The sequence below is a fragment of the Nocardiopsis sp. KDC1DS13DA1 genome, assembly GCF_055632325.1.
Map to the genome: position 1 here is coordinate 1 of NZ_JBVMUY010000025.1, position 17,781 is coordinate 17,781.

General features: G+C 72.7%; 18 protein-coding genes. 10 read left to right on the forward strand and 8 right to left on the reverse strand.

From position 1 onward, the window contains the following. Positions 1-624 precede the first annotated feature (624 nt). The 3 genes from ACTVAJ_RS16185 (at position 625) to ACTVAJ_RS16195 (ending at position 2,552) form a co-directional block, all read left to right on the forward strand. Positions 625-1,290, forward strand: a complete 666-nt coding sequence (locus ACTVAJ_RS16185; RefSeq protein ID WP_470388994.1) for a DUF6230 family protein — start codon at positions 625-627, stop codon at positions 1,288-1,290. A 47-nt stretch (positions 1,291-1,337) separates the two neighbouring features. Continuing rightward, positions 1,338-1,694: a DUF6114 domain-containing protein gene (locus tag ACTVAJ_RS16190; protein WP_470389178.1), complete on the forward strand. Its 357-nt coding sequence runs from the start codon at positions 1,338-1,340 to the stop codon at positions 1,692-1,694. A 174-nt stretch (positions 1,695-1,868) separates the two neighbouring features. Beyond that, positions 1,869-2,552, forward strand: a complete 684-nt coding sequence (locus tag ACTVAJ_RS16195) for a hypothetical protein (protein ID WP_470388995.1) — start codon at positions 1,869-1,871, stop codon at positions 2,550-2,552. A gap of 85 nt (positions 2,553-2,637) precedes the next feature. Here ACTVAJ_RS16195 and ACTVAJ_RS16200 read toward each other — a convergent pair whose 3' ends face one another. After that, positions 2,638-2,955, reverse strand: coding sequence for a hypothetical protein (locus ACTVAJ_RS16200; protein ID WP_470388996.1), 318 nt, complete (start codon positions 2,953-2,955; stop codon positions 2,638-2,640). Between the two features lie 97 nt (positions 2,956-3,052). Next, positions 3,053-4,678, reverse strand: a complete 1,626-nt coding sequence (locus tag ACTVAJ_RS16205) for a molybdopterin-dependent oxidoreductase (protein ID WP_470388997.1) — start codon at positions 4,676-4,678, stop codon at positions 3,053-3,055. Positions 4,679-4,832: 154 nt separating this feature from the next. Between ACTVAJ_RS16205 and sigK the strand changes: the two genes are divergently transcribed. The 5 genes from sigK (at position 4,833) to ACTVAJ_RS16230 (ending at position 9,111) form a co-directional block, all read left to right on the forward strand. Further along, on the forward strand, positions 4,833-5,429 hold the full coding sequence (gene sigK, locus ACTVAJ_RS16210; protein WP_470389179.1) for an ECF RNA polymerase sigma factor SigK: 597 nt from the start codon (positions 4,833-4,835) through the stop codon (positions 5,427-5,429). Further along, a complete protein-coding gene (locus ACTVAJ_RS16215; RefSeq protein WP_470388998.1) occupies positions 5,426-6,232 on the forward strand; it encodes an anti-sigma factor in 807 nt (268 codons plus the stop codon). Before sigK ends, ACTVAJ_RS16215 begins: the two co-directional genes overlap by 4 nt. Before the next feature lie 213 nt (positions 6,233-6,445). Continuing rightward, positions 6,446-8,086, forward strand: a complete 1,641-nt coding sequence (locus ACTVAJ_RS16220) for an AMP-binding protein (protein WP_470388999.1) — start codon at positions 6,446-6,448, stop codon at positions 8,084-8,086. A 90-nt stretch (positions 8,087-8,176) separates the two neighbouring features. Continuing rightward, positions 8,177-8,674: a MarR family winged helix-turn-helix transcriptional regulator gene (locus ACTVAJ_RS16225; protein ID WP_470389000.1), complete on the forward strand. Its 498-nt coding sequence runs from the start codon at positions 8,177-8,179 to the stop codon at positions 8,672-8,674. Positions 8,675-8,877: 203 nt separating this feature from the next. Then, entirely contained in the window at positions 8,878-9,111 is a 234-nt protein-coding gene (locus ACTVAJ_RS16230; protein WP_470389001.1) for a hypothetical protein, read from the forward strand. Positions 9,112-9,126: 15 nt separating this feature from the next. Here ACTVAJ_RS16230 and ACTVAJ_RS16235 read toward each other — a convergent pair whose 3' ends face one another. Beyond that, on the reverse strand, positions 9,127-10,119 hold the full coding sequence (locus tag ACTVAJ_RS16235) for an extracellular catalytic domain type 1 short-chain-length polyhydroxyalkanoate depolymerase (RefSeq protein WP_470389002.1): 993 nt from the start codon (positions 10,117-10,119) through the stop codon (positions 9,127-9,129). 233 nt (positions 10,120-10,352) lie between these two features. Between ACTVAJ_RS16235 and ACTVAJ_RS16240 the strand changes: the two genes are divergently transcribed. Beyond that, entirely contained in the window at positions 10,353-11,180 is an 828-nt protein-coding gene (locus ACTVAJ_RS16240) for a 3-hydroxybutyrate dehydrogenase (RefSeq protein ID WP_470389003.1), read from the forward strand. Beyond that, the gene (locus ACTVAJ_RS16245) at positions 11,165-13,222 is read left to right on the forward strand and encodes a helix-turn-helix domain-containing protein (RefSeq protein WP_470389004.1); all 2,058 of its coding nucleotides are present in this window, start codon (positions 11,165-11,167) and stop codon (positions 13,220-13,222) included. The genes ACTVAJ_RS16240 and ACTVAJ_RS16245 overlap by 16 nt, the downstream gene beginning before the upstream one ends. Here ACTVAJ_RS16245 and ACTVAJ_RS16250 read toward each other — a convergent pair. The 5 genes from ACTVAJ_RS16250 to ACTVAJ_RS16270 are packed head-to-tail and all read right to left on the reverse strand — an operon-like array spanning position 13,148 to position 17,700. Next, positions 13,148-14,071 carry an alpha/beta fold hydrolase gene (locus ACTVAJ_RS16250; RefSeq protein WP_470389005.1) on the reverse strand — a complete coding sequence of 308 codons (924 nt, stop codon included), beginning with the start codon at positions 14,069-14,071 and terminating at the stop codon, positions 13,148-13,150. The two genes, ACTVAJ_RS16245 and ACTVAJ_RS16250, sit on opposite strands and share 75 nt — an antisense overlap. Further along, positions 14,068-15,207 carry a branched-chain amino acid ABC transporter permease gene (locus ACTVAJ_RS16255; protein ID WP_470389006.1) on the reverse strand — a complete coding sequence of 380 codons (1,140 nt, stop codon included), beginning with the start codon at positions 15,205-15,207 and terminating at the stop codon, positions 14,068-14,070. The genes ACTVAJ_RS16250 and ACTVAJ_RS16255 overlap by 4 nt, the downstream gene beginning before the upstream one ends. Next, complete coding sequence (locus tag ACTVAJ_RS16260) at positions 15,207-16,106, reverse strand: branched-chain amino acid ABC transporter permease (protein ID WP_470389007.1); 900 nt, start codon at positions 16,104-16,106, stop codon at positions 15,207-15,209. Before ACTVAJ_RS16260 ends, ACTVAJ_RS16255 begins: the two co-directional genes overlap by 1 nt. After that, the gene (locus ACTVAJ_RS16265; protein WP_470389008.1) at positions 16,103-16,846 is read right to left on the reverse strand and encodes an ABC transporter ATP-binding protein; all 744 of its coding nucleotides are present in this window, start codon (positions 16,844-16,846) and stop codon (positions 16,103-16,105) included. Before ACTVAJ_RS16265 ends, ACTVAJ_RS16260 begins: the two co-directional genes overlap by 4 nt. Next, positions 16,843-17,700, reverse strand: coding sequence for an ABC transporter ATP-binding protein (locus ACTVAJ_RS16270; RefSeq protein ID WP_470389009.1), 858 nt, complete (start codon positions 17,698-17,700; stop codon positions 16,843-16,845). The genes ACTVAJ_RS16265 and ACTVAJ_RS16270 overlap by 4 nt, the downstream gene beginning before the upstream one ends. Between the last annotated feature and the right edge of the window lie 81 nt (positions 17,701-17,781).

The window sequence follows — 17,781 nt, forward strand, 5'->3', positions numbered from 1 at the left end:
TCCGTGTCCCGCCAAATCGGCGGTTTCGGATCAACCGAACGGGGTAAAGCGCCCGCTTGTGTCACTTTATCCTACATCCCGCGCCATTCCCGACCGCAATTGATCGTTTCTGGAGCGCTCACCGAGCTTACCCGCTCCGAGCGCATGCTCGAACCAGTCGGTTCAGTGAAGGGAGTTCGGATCGCGGCCCGGTTCCGAGTCGGCCCTGAGGGCCGCTCACCGTCCCGCGGCGACTCGGAGAACATTACCCCCCGGCCAGAGTCCAGGCAAACCGAACCCGCCGTGTCGGCGGTCACCTTCTCACCGGAAACCGGCCGACGCCCCCGAACCTCAGGGCGCACACGACACCACGGCAGGCCACCCTCTCCCCCTCCGTCCACGCCGCCTCCAACTGAAACACGTTCTCGAAGTGCCTCTCTGCAGAAGCCGAACGAGACTCGGAAACTTGCTGAAACACCCTTGAAATAAGGGACTTCGCGTCACATCATGTGCAGCATTGCTGGATGCAACAGCTTCCAGTGAGGCACCGCCCCGATCCACGGGGAGGATCCAGACCAGACCGCGTGCCGGATGTTCGGGGGGACGGCAGGCGCAGCGCGGTCCCGTACCCGAGGAACTACGCGCATGGACATCGCATCCCCCGAACCCGTCGACGAGCCACTGACGCCGCCTGCCGACTCCACCGACACGGTCCCCGAGAGCCACACCAGCTGGAAGCGCTTCGCACTGTTCGCCCTGCCCGCCACCGCGGCGGTCGGCGGCATCGTCGTGGCCATGGCCGAGGGCGCGCTCGCCGCGTCGTTCACGGTCTCCGGTCAGGACTTCAAGATCTCCGCCGACGAGCTGCACGGCGAGGGCTTCGTGCAGTACGGGTGGCTGAACCAGACCGCCCGCGGTGAGGCCGTGCCCGCCGCGGTCGCCGGAATCCGTGAGGCGGAGATCCACAACCTCTGCCAGTCGGTGCTCACCGAGTTCCCGATCATCGGCACCATCTCGCTCACGCTCACCGCAGGAGACCAGGGAACACCGGTCGAGGCCAGCAACCTGATGATCGACATGTCCCAGATGGACGGCAACGCGGTGTTCGAGAACATCGAGATCGGGCGGGACGCCTCAACGCTCGACAAGGGGCCGGAGGGAGCGCAGGGCTTCCAGGACACCTTCGGCATGCAGTCGGACACCATCCACGTCGAGGGCCTGGAGCAGACCGCCCGCGCGGCCAGCGCCGGAACCTTCCGGCTCTCCGGTCTGAGTCTCAGCCTGCGGCTCGGGGACGACGAGTGCTTCTGAGGGGAACGCGTCGGGGCTCCCGCAGCGCCGGAAGGGGCACACGTGTCCTGGGTGCCTGGCGTGACTGGCGCAAACGCCGCCCCTTCGCGGGCGGGCTGCTGATCATCGCGTCCGGCGCCGTGCTGGCCTCGTTCGTCGTCATGCCGCTGGAGCTGATGGTCCAGACAGGTGTCGGCGGAGTCTCGTCGCTGCTGTTCGGCGGGATGCTCGTCCTGCTCGGCCTGGTCACGTGGTTCACCCCGAACCAGCACGTCATCACCGGATCGCTGGCCGGGTTCCTCGGCCTGGGCGCGCTCATCCTGTCGAACCTCGGCGGTCTGCTCGTCGGCACCCTGCTGGCCCTGGTCGGCGGCGGACTCGCCTTCGCCTGGCGTCCCGTCGCGCGCCCGCCCCGCAGGCGCTGATGACCCCCGTCTCCCGTTCCTCCGGCCACACACAAGGCCCCGGGGGCGCGTGGGCACCGACCCGTGCGTCCCCGGCCCCGTCCGGCAAGTCCCATCGACCTACATCGGCGCGCATCCCCAGTACCGCTGGGCGTCGCTCGTGTGTGGCGCCCGGCCACCACACAAGGAGTCATCATGTCGGTTCCGCGACCGAGATCCCGCACCCGCTCCTGCCTCGTCGCCTCCGCGGCGGCATCCGCCGGAGTCCTCAGCCTCGCCTGGGGCGGCACCGCCCTGGCCGCGCAGGCGGCCTCCACCACCGTCGAGCCGGCCGGGGCCGCCTTCGAGGCGTCGCTCTCCGGCAGCGCCGTCTTCACCGCCGGGAACGTCGAGATCACCTGCGACACTTCGTCGACCTCCCCCGGAGGCGGCAACAACCTGGTTCCCGACGCCCCCGACAACCACAACCCGGCCGGTCCGGTCTCCGGTCCGATCAACGCGCCGGACTTCACGAACTGCTCCACCAACGTCACGTTCGTCTCCGCCACCGTCGACGTGGTCGACCCGGTGTGGCAGATGTCGATGCAGCACGGTTCCCCGTCCGTGGGCACGATGGTGGTCCCGGCCGGGGGCATCGTGGTGACCACGAGCGGCCTCGCGTCGTGCACCGCCACGGTGAGCCCGAACGCCGACGTCGGCATCACGGGCACGTGGACCAACGGTGACCCGGCCTCGACGCTGGTGTTCGACACCACCGCGCCGACCGTCGTCGAGGGCGGCTTCGGCTGCCCGACGGAGGCGACCGAGTCCGGTTTCACCGCCACCTACGAGGTCACCAACACCGATGACCCGACGGCACCGATCACCGTGACCGGCTGACACCGGACGGCTGACGGGGACACGGGATCCGATCCGTGTCCCCGCGGAGCCCGGCCCGCGTGGGCCGGGCTCACCGGGTGAGCGGTCAGTTCTCGTCGTCCATGTCGTCCATGGAGTCGGTGGAGTCGTCCATGGAGTCCTCCATGCCGTCGTCCTCGGTCATGTCACCGTCCATGGAGTCTCCCTCCGTGGACTCGTCCATGTCATCCATGGTCCCGTCGTCCATGGACTCGTCCTCCATGGAGTCCTCCTCCATGCCGTCCTCGGTCCCCTCGTCCATCTCCTCGCTCTCCACGGTGGGCTCGTCGCTCGCCGTGTCGTTGCACGCGGCCAGGGAGAGGGCGGCGGTGGCACTGATGGCTCCGGCCACGAGGAGGCGGCGCAGGGTGTTGCGTGCGGTCATGGTGGGCTCTTTCCTTTTCCTGTGCTGATCCGTCATCCGTCCCGGAACCCCGTCCACGGGCTCCCGGGGGCTTGTGTCCACGTCCGAGGGCGCGCCGTCAGGCGACGGTCACCTCGACCGTGTGGTGGCCGGTCGCGCCGTCGGGGGCCACGGCGGCCCGGTCCGACGTCTGCGTCGCACCGTCCCTGTCGGTGGCACGCACAAAGATCCGGTGCTCACCCGGCTCCGCGTCCCACTCGTAGGCCCACTGGCGCCAGGTGTCGGCCGTGTCCTCGTCGGCCAGCGCGGCCGCACGCCACTCGCCGTCGTCCACGCGGACCTCCACCCGGTCGATCCCGGTGTACTGTGCCCAGGCCACACCCGCGATCATGACCGTTCCGGCGGGTACCGTCGCGCGTTCGCGGGGTGTGTCGATCCGGGACTGCGTCTTGATCGGCCCCCGGGCCGACCAGCCCCTCGGGACCCAGTAGGCGTCGAAGGCGTCGAAGGTGGTCAGTTCGATGTCGACGATCCACTTGCAGGCCGACACGTATCCGTACAGGCCGGGCACCACCATGCGCGCGGGGAACCCGTGGTCGCGGGGGAGGGGCCGTCCGTTCATACCGACGGCGATGAGGGCGTCGCGTCCGTCCATCACGTCGGCCACGGGGGTGCCGATGGTCATGCCGTCCTCGGAGCGCGACACGAGCTGGTCCGCGGGGCCGCCGTCCCCGGGCGGGCGCACTCCCGCCTCCTCCAGGAGGGTGGCGAGCGGCACGCCGATCCAGCGCGCGTTGCCCACGTAGTCTCCGCCGATCGGGTTGGAGACGCAGGCCAGGGTGATGTCGCGTTCTGTGAGGTCGTCCCGGGCGAGCAGGTCCGCGAAGGTGTACACCCGCTCGCGCGCGCCCAGCCCGTGGATACGGAGCGACCAGGCGGAGGCGTCCACACGCGGCACGGAGAGGGCGGTGTCGATCCGGTAGAAGTCGTCGTTGGGAGTGAGGAAGGAGGCCAGGCCGTCGATCTCCAGGTCCGCGCCGTCGGGGACCGGGGCGGCCGGGAAGGCGGGCCGGGGGAGGGTGACGTCCTCCGGCGCGAGCCCCGCCCGTCCGCCGGTCGACGCCAGCAGCCCGGCGGCCGTCCCCGCGCCCGCCGAGGCGACCGCGGCGGCACCCGCGAGCAGGGTGAACCTCCTGCGGTCGAACCCTCGGGGCCCCTCCGCCCCGAGGGGTTCCTCCGTGTCCGGCCGGGACAGCCCGGCGTCGGACACGGTCTCCTCCCCGGTGGACGGCGCCGGTCGCGACGCCACCCCGAGGAGCCAGACGAGGACCCCGCCGCAGGCGACCGCCCCGGCGAGGGTCGGCAGCGCGTCGAGTGCACCGCTCCCGGGCCGGGTGAGAGCCGCGGCGAGGCCGATCGCGCCGAACACCGCGATCCCCGCGAAGCCGATCCGTCGCCGCCGGGCCGCGGCCGCACCCAGCAGCGCCGCCGCACCCGCCAGGATCACGCCCATACCGACGAAGAGGGCGATCTTGTCGGCCGTCCCGAAGGTGTCGACCGCGAACTGCTTCACCGGCTGCGGGGTGAGGTCGACGACGGCGTCGCCCACCGCCAGGACCGGGGTCGACGAGGGTCTGGCCAGCAGGGCGCCGACGACCTCGGCCGTCGCGAGCGCGGCACCGGTCGCGACCAGGCCGGCGATCGCTCCCGGTACGGATCCGGTGGTGCGGGTGGTGTCGAACATGCCCTGGGTTCGGAGCCGCTCCGTCCGGGGAGACGTGCAATATGATCACGAACCGGTAAACATGTCCCGGCCGGGACGTCGCCTTACCGGACCCCACACCGAATACCGGGAAACGGCAGGTGGGAGGACGGTGACCGTGGAACGGGTGAGAGACATCGGGACGGATGGCGCGGGGAGGCCCGTCGGAGGATCGGTTCCCTCGAACGAGGAGCTGACCGATCTGCTCCGCAGGACGGCGGTGGGCGACCTCGCCGCGTTCGAGCGGGTCTACCGGGAACTGTGCGGGCCGGTGTTCGGTGTGGTGCGCCGGGTCCTCCTGGACGAGGCGCAGTCCGAGGAGGTGGCCCAAGAGGTGTTCCTGGAGGTGTGGCGGCTCTGTTCCCGCTTCGACCCCGCACGCGGGAGCGTCCGTTCCTGGGTGATGGTGATCGCCCACCGCAGGGCGGTCGACCGGGTGCGGTCGGAGGAGGCCGCGACGGAGCGCGCGGCCGCCGCCGGACGTCTGGAACCGGAGTCGACGCCCGCCGACGGTGTGGAGCGGCACGTCGAGAGCAGCCTTGAGCGGGAGAAGGTGCGGCGGTGTCTGCGTCGGCTCACCGAACTGCAACGCGACGCCGTCCGGCTCACCTACTACACGGGCTACACGCAGCGGGAGGCGGCCGACCTCCTCAAGGTCCCGCTGACCACGTTGAAGGGGCGCCTGCGCGACGGCCTGATCCGGCTCCGTGACTGCCTGGGGGTGGCCGCATGAACGACATGGACGTCCACGGCCTGATCGCCGGATACGCGGTGGACGCGCTGGAGCCGGAGGAGCGCGCCGCCGTGGAGCGGCACCTGCCCGGATGCGAGGACTGCCGACGCGACCTGGCGGAGTTCCGGGAGACTCTGGTCAGACTGGCCTACGCGGAGGCCGCCCGGCCACCGGAGGAGTTGTGGGCGCGGATCAGCGCCCAGGCGCGGCGGACCCGTCAGGCTCCCCTCCCGTCCCTCACGGAGACGGACGGGACGGCGCCGGCGGAGGGCGGCCCCGACCAAGGGAGTGAGAACGAGGACCGGGGCGGGGACGGGAGCACCGCCGCGGTGGTGCGCGGCCCCGCCCGGTGGTGGCGCGCCCAGCTGCCGTGGCTCGTGGCGGCGGCGTGCGCGCTGGTCGCGGTCACGCTCGGGGTCACGCTGCTGTCCACGGGCCGCAGCATGGAGGAGAGTCAGCGGCACCACGCCGAGGTCGAGGCCCTGCTCGCCGCACCGGACACCCACATGCACGAGGGACCGCTGGGGGACGGCGCCCGGGCCACGGCCTTCACCTCCTACGAGATGGACGCGCTCATGCTCGTCGTGGAGGGGCTGCCGGACGCGCCCACGGGGATGGCCTACCAGATGTGGTACGTCGACGAGGACGGCATGCGGTCGGCCGGGATGCTCTCGCTGTCGTCGGACGGGCGCTACTCCGGGATGGCGCACGACATGGGCTCCCCCGTCCAGGTGGGGGTGTCCCTGGAACCGGAGGGGGGCATGCCCGAACCGAGCGAGCAGCCCATGAAGTTCGACCTCTGACCCGCTCTCCGGACGGTCGGAGCCCGGACACCCCGCGGAGCACCCGTCGATCTGTCCCGGAGTGACAAACCGGCATGGCCGGACACGCACTCCGGGACAAAGAAAAACCGGTGGCCCGTCGCCTACCGTCGCAGTACTCCGGGGAGTCGGGCGGCGAAGGCTCTCCGGTGAGGCGCGGACCGCTTCGCCCGTCCCTGACCCTTCGGAGACATCATGGCGTCCAACGCCGGAAGCCCGTCCGACACCTCCCCCCTGCGCCGGACCCTGAGCACGGTACGGGTCCTCGTCCGCGCCGGGGTGATCACCCCGGGGCGCCCCGACCGGATCGTCCGGCAGCTCCGTGCCCTGCGTACCTGGGGCTCGACGGTGGCCGGCGCCTACGCCGCCGCGAACGAGCGCGTCCCCGACCACGTGGCCGTGGTCGACGAACGAGGTTCGGCCACGTTCCGGGAGATGAACCTGCGCGGCCGGGCCCTCGCCCGCGCACTGCACCGCCTGGGTGTGGGCGAGGGCGCGCGGGTGGGTGTGCTGTGCCGCAACCACAGCGCGTTCGTGCAGGCGATGATCGCCTGCGGCCGTCTGGGAGCCGACTCCGTCCTGTTGAACACGGGGCTGTCCCCGGGGCAGTTGGCCGCCGCGTCGGTGGCCAACGCGGTGTCGCTGCTCATCGTCGACGACGAGTTCGAGGACCAGTGCGCGGAGGTGCCCGACGACGTCCCCCGTGTGCGGGCCTGGGGGGACGCTCCGGCCGGGGGCCTCCAGGTTCCGTGGAGCGCGGAGGAGGACACGGCGGCCGACCCGGCGCCGCCGAAGCGTCCGGGCAGGCTGATCGTCCTGACGTCGGGAACGACGGGCACGCCGAAGGGCGCGCGCCGGCCGACGCCGAGGGGGCCGCGGGACGCGGCGTCCGTGCTGTCCCGGATCCCGCTGGACTCGTCGGACCGCGTCCTGGTCTCGGCTCCGTTCTTCCACACGTGGGGCCTGGCCGGTGTCCAGTTGGGGATGTCCCTGCGCGCGACGCTGGTCACGCGCCGCCGGTTCGACCCGGAGGACGCGTTGCGGGCCGTGGCGGAGGAGCGCTGCACGGCGCTGGTCGCGGCCCCGGTGATGCTGCGGAGGATCATGGACCTGCCCGCGGAGGTGTGCGCGAGGTACGACACCTCGTCGCTGCGGATCGTGGCGTGCAGCGGCTCGGCGATGAGTCCGCGCCTGATCACGGAGTTCATGGACGCGTTCGGGGACGTCCTCTACAACCTGTACGGGTCGACCGAGGTGTCGTGGGCGACCATCGCGACCCCGGAGGACATGCGGAGCGCGCCGGGCACGGCGGGGCGGCCTCCCCTGGGCACGCGGGTGGCGATCCTCGACGCGGACGGCGAGGAGGTGCCCCGGGGGACGGAGGGGTCGATCTTCGTCGGCAACGAGATGCTGTTCGACGGGTACACCAACGGCGCGAACAAACGCAGTGTGCACGGGCTCATGGAGACCGGCGACCGGGGGCACGTCGACGCCGCGGGGTTGCTGCACGTCGCCGGGCGCGACGACGACATGATCATCTCGGGTGGGGAGAACGTCTTCCCCCGCCCCGTGGAGGAGTCGATCCTGACGCTGCCCTCGGTGAGCGAGGTCGCGGTGACGGGTGTGCCGGACGAGGAGTTCGGGCACCGCTTCGCGGCGTTCGTCGTGGCGCGCGAGGGCTCGGAGGTGGACCCGAACGAGGTCCGGATGGTGGTGCGGCGGGAGCTCGGCCGGTTCTCCGTGCCGCGCGACGTGGTCCTGTTGGACGAACTGCCGCGCAACCCCGCCGGCAAGGTGATGAAGCGGTACCTGCCGACGGACCCTCCCCGGCAGTGACGGTGTGTCCCCCGGTTCCGCCCCGGAACCGGGGGACACCTCGTGCACGAGGACATCGAAAACTTTGACATCGCCCACGCGGTAACTACCATGTGTCCGGTGTCGGACCGAACCCCTGCCCCCGAGGCCGGTTCCCCCCTGCCTCCCGTCGACGAGCAGATGTGCTTCGCGCTGTACACCGCCGCGCGGGCCGTCACCAACCTCTACCGGCCCCTCCTCGACCCGTTGGGGCTGACCTATCCCCAGTACCTGGTGATGATGCTGCTGTGGGAGCGGGGTGACTGCTCCGTCAAGGAGATCGGTTCCGTCCTGCAACTCGACTACGGCACCCTCACCCCGATGCTCAAGCGTCTGGAGTCGCGGGGCCTGCTCCACCGCGGCCGCGATCCCCGGGACGAGCGGACCGTCCGCGTCACCGCCACCGACGAGGGGGTGCGGTTGCGCGACCTGGTCGAGGGCATCCCCGAGGCGATCGGCCGGGCCATCGCGCTCCCCGAGGGCGAGTTCGAGGCCACGCGCATGTCCCTGGGCCGGCTGAGGGGCAACGTGCTCGACCACGCCCCGGACCCCTCCGAACGGCACTCCTGAGATCCCCGTCACCGCGTCCGCGGCCCGGGGGACGGCCGCGGACGCGGACGACGGCGGAGGCGGGCACCACGGGGGTCGTGCCCGCCGTCCCATGTGTGCGGGTGGGCCGCCGCGCCCACCCGCACACGTGTCCTCACCCCGGCCGGACCCGCGATCGACCGGAACCCCGTAACCGGGGAGGTCGGCTGCGTTACCTTGGTGACATGTCGATCTGGGCGTCGGACAACCGCAGCGGACAGGTCCGGGAGGCCCTGACCATGCTCCTGTCCCAGGGGGTGATCGACGACTTCCGCATCCGCCCCGAGGACGAGTTCCCCTTCCGGGTGCAGATCTCCGCCGGTGTCGTACCGATGACCGAGCACCAGGCGGCACACTTCGCGCTGGGCGCCACGGTCGCCCACTTCGGCAGCCTGGCCAGGGGCGAGAGCACGCTCTGACGGTCCGGCCGGGAGTCAGCCCACCGGGCCGCCGATACCCCAGAACGCGACCGTGTGGCCGGTCGAGCAGACGGTGTCGAGGAAGTACGCGCCCGCGCTTCCGCAGCCGGTGGAGGGCTCGACGGGAACGCCGTGCCCCATCCCGGACACCGTGTACCGGGCGACGGCCGCCGTCGTGGGTCCGCCTCCGTGGTAGGCCGCCGTGGTCGCACCGCCGATCGTCTCGGTGCGGTCGGGCTCTCCGGACACACCCGCGACGTTGGTCCACTGCGCGACGCTCGCGTCCGCGTTGGCGGGGGCGACCGTGTAGTCGGCGGTGCCGTGCCAGACCGCGACGCGCGGCCACGGGCCGGTCCAGTCGGGGTTCTTGGCGCGCACCTGGTCGCCCCACTGCTCGGGGGTTCGGGTCACGCCCGGGTTCATGCAGGTGAACGCGCCGATCATGCTGTCGGCGCACCCCGCGGGGACGCCGGAGACGACGGATCCCCCGGCGAAGACGTCGGGGTAGGCGGCGAGCAGCTCACCCGCCATCGCGCCGCCCGCGGAGAGGCCGGACACGTACACCCGGTCGGTGTCGAGCCCGTACTCGGCCACGGCGTACCCGACCATGGAGCGCACGGAGGCGGCCTCGCCGGATCCCCTGGCCACGTCGCCGGGGGAGAACCAGTTGAAGCAGCGGCTGACGTTGTTGAGGTAGTTCTGCTCGGCGTAGACGAGGGCGAAGCCGGAGGTGTCGGCGTACCCGGCCCAGCCGGAGTGGGCGTGGTAGGCGGCGGCGTCCTGGCCGCAGCCGTGCAGGAGGACGACCAGGGGCGCGTCGTCGGGGAGACCCTCGGGTACGTACGCGTACATGCCGAGGTCTCCGGGGTCGGATCCGAAGGAGGGCACCGGGGTCAGCGTGGCGGCCTCGGCACGCGGCGCGGTGGCGAGGAGGACGGTCGCGGCGATGGTGAGCAGCGTCAGCAGCATCGCGAGGGACGTTCGGAGGGCCGGGATGGGGGAGTGCATGGGAGCCTCCGGGTTCGACGGTGGGGGGAGGGGGGTTCGGCCGAACCGTGGCACGGAGCCTAACCCGGAATGTGACCCAGGCGACATGTCGACGAGACCACGATCACCGGCGCTCGCACCGTGGGGACCCCACAACGCCTCCCAGAGGGATGTCTGCCCGCCACACATCATCGATGGTGTGTGTGTCGTCGGGCTCCATCCCGTGATCGGCACACCCGACCTACGTTGCTGACATGACGACGCACGACTCCCCGTCGGGCACGGTCGGGCACGCTCCCGGCGCCCCCGCCCCGACCGCCGCCGCCCACACCGCCCGGGTCGACCTGACCGGCAGGACCGCTCTGGTGACCGGAGCCGCCAGCGGCATCGGCCGCGCCTGCGCGCTGCGGCTCTCCGCCACGGGAGCCACCGTACGGATGGCGGACCTGGACGGCCGGGCCCTCGCGGAACTGGCCGACCAGGGGGTCGGCGAACCCGTCGAGATCGACCTCACCGACCTGGACGCCGCCGAGGAGGCCGGACGCGGCGCCGACATCGTCGTGAACAACGCGGGGGTGCAGACGGTCGCCCCCGTCCAGGACTTCCCCCCGGAGCGTTTCTCGTTCATCCTTCGACTCATGGTCGAGTCGCCGTTCCGCGTCGTGCGCGGCGCACTCCCGCACATGTACGAGCGGGGGTGGGGCCGCGTCGTGAACATCTCCTCGGTGCACGGACTGCGCGCCTCGGCCTACAAGTCGGCCTACGTGACCGCCAAGCACGGGTTGGAGGGGTTCTCCAAGGTGGTGGCCGTGGAGGGCGCCGCGCACGGGGTGACCTCCAACTGCGTGAACCCCGGCTATGTGCGCACACCCCTGGTGGAGCGACAGATCGCCGAACAGGCGGCGGCGCACGGCATCCCGGAGGAGCGGGTGGCCGCGGAGGTCCTGTTGGCCCGGAGTCCGGTGAAGCGGCTGATCGAACCGGCCGAGGTCGCCGAACTCGTCGTCTACCTGTGCGGTGACGACGCGTCGTTCGTCAACGGCGCGTCGCTGGCCGTCGACGGAGCATGGAGCGCGAGCTGAACACCATTCCCACGTCCGGGGACGGCGCGTCCCCGGACGAGCACCCCGACCACGTGCGTGCCGAGAACCCCGCGGACGCGGTGGACCAGGCGCCCTTCCTGGACCTCCTCCTGCGGGACGCCCCGACCGTCGAGTACGAGCGGCCGGTGCTGCGCGCCCGCGCGGAGGGCGCCGACCCCGCCCGCGTGGCCGCGCTGGAGAGCGCGAAGCTGACGGCGCTGCGCGTGCGGTCGGTCATGCGGGACCGCCAGCGCCGCGAGTCCGAGCTGAGCGCCCTGTTCGAGACGGCCAACGACCTCGCGGGGATGCGCAGCCTGGACCAGGTCCTCCAGGCGATCGTGGAGCGGGCCCGGCACCTGCTCGGCACGGACGTGGCGTACCTGACGCTGAGCGATCCGGAGGCGGGCGGCACGTACATGCGGGTGACGTCGGGGTCGGTGTCCGCGTCCTTCCAGCAGCTGCGGCTCGGCTCGGGCAAGGGGCTGGGCGGGCTGGTGGCCACGACCGCGCTGCCCTACGTCACGGCGAACTACTTCGCCGACCCGCGGTTCACCCACGCGGAGAACATCGACCACGCGGTGCGCGACGAGGGCCTGGTGGCCATCCTGGGCGTGCCGTTGAAGATGAACGGCCGCGACGTGGGGGTGCTGTTCGCGGCCAACCGCCGCGAGCGGCCGTTCGCGCACTCGGAGGTGGCGCTGCTGGCGTCGCTGGCCACGCACGCGGCGATCGCGATCGACAGCGCGAACCTCATCGACGACACCCGCCGCGCCCTCGACGAGCTGCACACGGTGAACGAGCGGCTCCAGCGGCACACCGCCTCGGTGGAGCGGTCGGCCGCCGCGCACGACCGGCTGACCGACCTGGTGCTGCGCGGGGGCGGGGTGCGCGAGGTGGCGGCGGCGATCGCGGAGGTGCTGCGCGGTTCGGTGCTCATCCACGACACGGCCTCGGACGCGTCGGTGACCGCCACCCCCGAGGGCGTGGTCGGCGAGGCCGAGCCGGGCGGCGACCCGTCGCACCACGCCGACCTCGCCGAGGCGGTGCGTTCGTCGCTGACCAGCGGGCGCGCGGTGCCCGTCAGTGAGACGGGCGGTCCCGGCGGAGCGGTCGGCCGTACGTGGGTGGCCGCGGCAGCGGCCGGGAGCGAACCGCTGGGCACGCTCGTGCTGCGCGGTGCCGTGCTGGACGACACCGACCAGCGGATCCTGGAGCGCGCCGCCATGGTGACCGCCCTGCTCCTGCTCATCCGCCGCTCGGTGAGCGAGACCGAGCACCGGGTCCGCGGCGACCTGCTCAACGAACTGCTGGAGATCCCCGCGCGCGAACCGGGGTCACTGCGCCAGCGTGCCGCGCTGCTCCGCGCCGACCTGGACGCGCCGCACGTGCTGGTGGTGGCGGAGGCGCCCGGCGCCGACCCGGGCCGGGTGCGGTCGGCGGCGACCCACGTCGCGGAGACCACCGGGGGACTGACCGGTCAGCGGTCCGGGCGGGTGGTGCTGGCGCTGCCCGGGACCGACCCCGCCGAGGTGGGACAGCGGGTGGTCGCGGAACTGTCCGCGGCGGCGAACGGACCGGTGACGGCGGGGCTGGCCGGGCCGACGGAGGGGCCGGGGTCGTTCCGCGACGCGTTCACCGAGGCGACGCGCTGCCTGCAGACCCTGCGTGCGCTGGGCCGGGAGGGGGACGCGGCCACCGCGGAGGACCTGGGGTTCTCCGGTCTGCTGCTGAGCCAGGACCGGGACGTGCCGGGGTTCGTCGCGGCGACCCTCGGCCCGTTGCTGGAGTACGACGAGCGGCGCGGCACGCTGCTCGTGGAGACGCTGCGCGCCTACTTCGCGGCCGGGGGCAACCTGTCCCGCGCCAAGGACGACCTGCACATCCACGTGAACACGGTGGCGCAACGCCTGGAGCGGGTCGGGCAGCTGATCGGGACGGACTGGCAGCTCCCCGACCGCGCGTTGGAGCTACAGCTCGCCCTGCACCTGCACGGTCTGCTGGACCAGGGAGTGGATCTCCTGGGCGAGCAGACCGGCGGTTGAGGAGAACATCGGGCTGTAGTGGTTGTCGTCGGGCAGTTCCAGGAGGGCGAGGTCGTCGGGGAGCCCGGCCAGGCGTTCGGGCGTGTACAGGCCGGGGCTCTCGTCGAGCAGACCGCGCGCCGCCCAGGCCAGGCGGGCGGGTCGGGGCAGGCGGTGGATCGCGCCCAGCACCTCGGGGTCGGTGAGGACCTGCGCCCCGTCGACCCGCGCGGCCTCCTCCGAGCAGGCTGAGCGCAGGTCGGGTTCGGTGCCGGTGAGGTCACGGGTGACGTAGTGGTCCACCCAGGTGTTCCACCGCCCGGCCATGGCGGGGTGGTTCCGCCAGAAGTCCCGGTAGGCGTCGGTGTCCGTGAACGACATGCGGAGCCGGGCCATGGCGGGGCCGAGCACGTCCTCGATGTCGGCCCCGGGCGGCACCGGGAGCCCGTGTCCGCCGTCGACGAGGAGCAGGCCGGTGACCCGGTCGGGGTGGCGGACGGCGGCCAGGCACGCCACGAAGGCGCCCATCGAGTGGCCGACGAGGACGGTGCGGTCCACGCCGTGGGCGTCCAGGACCGCGATGGCGTCGTCGACGTGGGCGCCCAGCCCGAAGGGGCCGGGCAGGTGCCCGCTGCGGCCGCGGCCGCGCAGGTCGGGGGCGATCAGCGGGGGCCCGCCCAGCCGGTCCAGCTCGACGGCCGGGCGGGCCAGGGCGTACCCGTTGGCGGTGATGCCGTGGATGCCCAGGACCGGGGTTCCGGGTCCCGTGCCCCAGCGGGTGACGGCGAGGTCGCCGCCCGGAACGGGGACGGTGGACTCCTCCCCGGCGGTCCAGGCGTCCTCGGACGCGTCGCGTTGCGTCTCGGTCATGCTGCCTCCTTCGTGTGTGCGGGACCCCGGCGGTCCCGCAGTGCCGACCTGATCCTCCCGGGGAGCGCGACGACGCCGCCGGGGAAGAAGAACACCATCAGGACGAACAGCGCGCCGAGGACGAACAGGGGCTGTGAGAGCGGGGCGGCGATCCAGGCGGGCAGCGCGGCGAAGGCGTCGGAGCCGCCGAGCTGGAGGAGCCGGTGGTCGGCGTAGGTGTACAGGGCCGCCCCCAGCAGCGGCCCCCAGCGGGTGCCCGCACCGCCCAGGGCCACCATCACCAGCAGGGTGAGGGTGAACTCGGCGGTGGTGACGACGGGGGTGACGCCCCCGGCGACCAGCAGGTAGGTGACGCCGCCCAGGGAGGCCAGCCCGCCGCCGACGGTGAACGCCGCCAGCTTGTAGGGGTAGGGGTTGACGCCCAGCACCGAGACGCGCTGCTCGTTGGCGCGGATCCCCCGCCAGACGCGGCCGACCGGGGAGGCGTCCAGCCACCACACCACCGCGAGGGTGACCGCGACGTAGGCGACGGCGGCCCAGTACAGGTTGACCGTGTTGACCACGCCCACGAACGCGTCGGGAACGTGCGCGGTGTCCAGTGAGAGGCCCTCCTCACCGCCGGTGACCCGGCCCGGGTCGCGTGCGACGAGGATCGATCCGGCCTGGGCGAAGGCGAGCGTCACCATGGCCAGGGCGATCCCGTTGACCCGGAGCGAGACCGCGCCGAGGAGGAGGGACAGGAGGGTGCCGCCGACCACGGCGACCACGGCCGCCCACACGAGCGGCAGGTCCAGCGCGGACATGAGCAGCGCGGCGGCGTAGGCCCCGCAGGCGAAGTAGAGGGCGTGCCCGAAGGAGAGCAGCCCCACGCGCCCGTAGAGCAGGTCGTAGCTGGTGGCCAGCCCGCCGAAGACCAGGCAGGTGGCGAGCAGGTGCAGGGTCGGGGGACCGTTCAGCGCGCCCTCGAACAGCCCGGGCAGGCTCAGTGTCGAGAACGGCAGGGTCAGCGCCGCCACGAGTACGGCGACCGGGACCGCCCACCGCGGCGGGCGCCGCCGTGCGCGGGCGGCGGGGCGCGGGGAGTCGGGGGAACCGGTGCGGTCCGGTGCCTGGGCCGTCACGTCGGTCTCGGTCATCAGGCCACCCTCTCCGCGGACTTCCTGGCGGCCAGTCCGCCCTGCCGGGTGAGCAGCACCAGGGCGAGGACGACGACCACGGCGATGTCGCCCAGACCGGCGACGGTGTAGTAGTTGGCGAACTGCTGGATGAGGCCGACGGCCAGGGAGGCCACCGCGCATCCGGTGAGCGAGGTGGTACCGCCGATCACGACGACGATGAACGCGAAGATCAGCAGGGACAGGCCCTGGGTCGGGGTGACCACGCCGAAGTAGAGGCCGCCGAGCGCCCCCGCCAGCGCGGCGGCGGCCCCGCCGATCGCGAACACCAGGGTGAACGCCCTGCGAACGTCGATGCCCAGCGCGGTGACCATCGCCCGGTCCTGGACGCCCGCACGGACGATCAGGCCGTAGCGGGTCCGCGCGTTGAACAGCCAGAGCGCGGCGAACACGGCGACGGCGGCGAGGATCAGCAGGAAGCGGTCCCGGGGGACGTTCACGCCGAGCACGCCGACGGTGCCGGACACCAGGTCGGGGCGCGGGAAGGGGAGCGGGTCGGCGCCCCAGACCGCCTGGAGCAGCGCGGGCACGGCCAGGCTGAGTCCGACCGTGGCGAGGATCTGCTCGCGGTGCCGCCCGTACAGCGGGCGGATGACGCAGAGTTCGACGAGGGTGGCGGCGAGGGTGCCGGCGGCGACCCCGAAGGCCACGGCGAGCAGGAAGCCGACCCCGTCCGGACCCGCGCCCGGCAGGTACTCGCTCGCCCACCAGGTGCCGTAGGCGCCGATGGCGAGGAACGCGCCGTGCGCGAAGTTGAGTACGTCCATCAGGCCGAAGATCAGGGACAGGCCCGAGGCGATGAGGAAGTACAGGGCGCCCAGGCCGAGGCCGGTGAGGGTGAGGAGGACGATGGTGCTCACGTGTGCCTCCCTGTCGTGTCGGCGGCCGGGGCGGAGCGCCCCACCCCGAGCAGTGAGCGGACGCGTTCGGGGTCGTCGAGGAGTTCGGTGGCCGACCCGGTGTGGATGACGCGGCCCGCGTCCAGGACGACCGCCCGGTCGGCGACGCGGCGGACGAGCGCCAGGTTCTGCTCGACGAGCAGGACCGGCACCCGTTCGGCGGCGCGGGCGACCGCGTCGGCGACCTCCGCGACGATCCTGGGGGCGAGGCCCTTGGTGGGTTCGTCCACGACGAGCAGGGCGTTGTCGTTGAGCAGGGCGCGGCCGATGGCGAGCATCTGCTGCTGGCCGCCGGACAGGGTGCCCGCCGGTTGGGCGGCGCGTTCGCGCAGTTCGGGGAAGAGTTCGTGGACGAGGTCGTAGCGGGGGCGCCCCGGGCGGCGCTCGGCCAGCCGCAGGTTCTCCGCGACGGTGAGCGCCGAGAAGACGCCGCGGTCCTCGGGAACGTAGCCGATCCCGCGCGCGACGATGGCGTACGTGGGCAGCGCGGTGGTGTCGGTGCCGTCGAACCGCACCCGCCCGCTGCGCGGGACCAGGCCGAGCAGGGCCTTGACCGTCGTGGTCTTGCCGACGCCGTTGCGGCCCAGGAGTGCGGTGACGCCCCGGCGCGGCATCGTGAAGGACACCCCCTGGAGGATGTGCGATCCCTCGATCCACACGTGCAGGTCGGCCGCCTCCAGGAGCGGCTCGGCGGCGGTCACGCCGCGTCCCCGAGGTAGGCGGCCTGGACGCGGGGGTCGGACATGGCCGAGTCGGGGTCGGTGTGGGCGAGCAGGGCACCGTGGTGCAGGACGGCCAGTCGGTCGGCCATGTCGAGGAGGACCTCCATGTGGTGTTCGACCATGAGGACCGAGCGGCCGCGTTCGCGGTGCACGTCCCGGATGACGGTGGTGAGCTCGCCGACCTCGCCGGCGCTGACCCCGGCCATGGGCTCGTCCAGGAGGATGAGCCGGGGTCCGCGCGCGAGCAGGAGGGCGAGTTCGAGCTTGCGTTTGTCGCCGTGGGAGAGGTCTCCGGCCAGGGCGTCCACGCGGTGGGAGAGGCGGACCAGGTCCAGGACGTCCCCCGTCTCGGGGCCGCCGTCGGGGGCGGCCCGCCGCCAGAACCGGTGGGACCCCCCGTCCCGGGCCTGGACGGCGAGGCCGACGTTGGCGCCGACGGTGAGGTCGGCGAAGACGCTGGAGGTCTGGAAGGTGCGGCCCATACCCAGGCGGGCGCGGCGGTGCGGGGCGTGTCGGGTGACGTCGGTACCGGAGAGGCGGATGGTGCCGCCCGTGGGCTTGGTGAGCCCGGAGACCAGATTGAACAGTGAGGTCTTTCCGGCGCCGTTGGGGCCGATCAGCGCGACGAACTCGCCCTCGCGGACGTCCATGGTGACGTGGTCGACGATGACGGCGCCGCCGACCGACCAGCTGACGTCCTCCAGTGCGAGGACGGGGGAGGGGGAGGGGACGGCGGGTGCGTCCGGCGCCGTCCCCGGCTCGGTGGGGCGGGTGGCCCCGGCTGGCGCGCCGGGGCCGGTGGGCTCGGTGGGCTCGGTGGGTTCGGCAGTCATGGGTGGTGCACCGTTTCTCGGAGCGGTGGTCCGGGGGTCTTCCGTCCGGGCGCCGCCGGGGTCGTGCGAGGCGGAACGCGA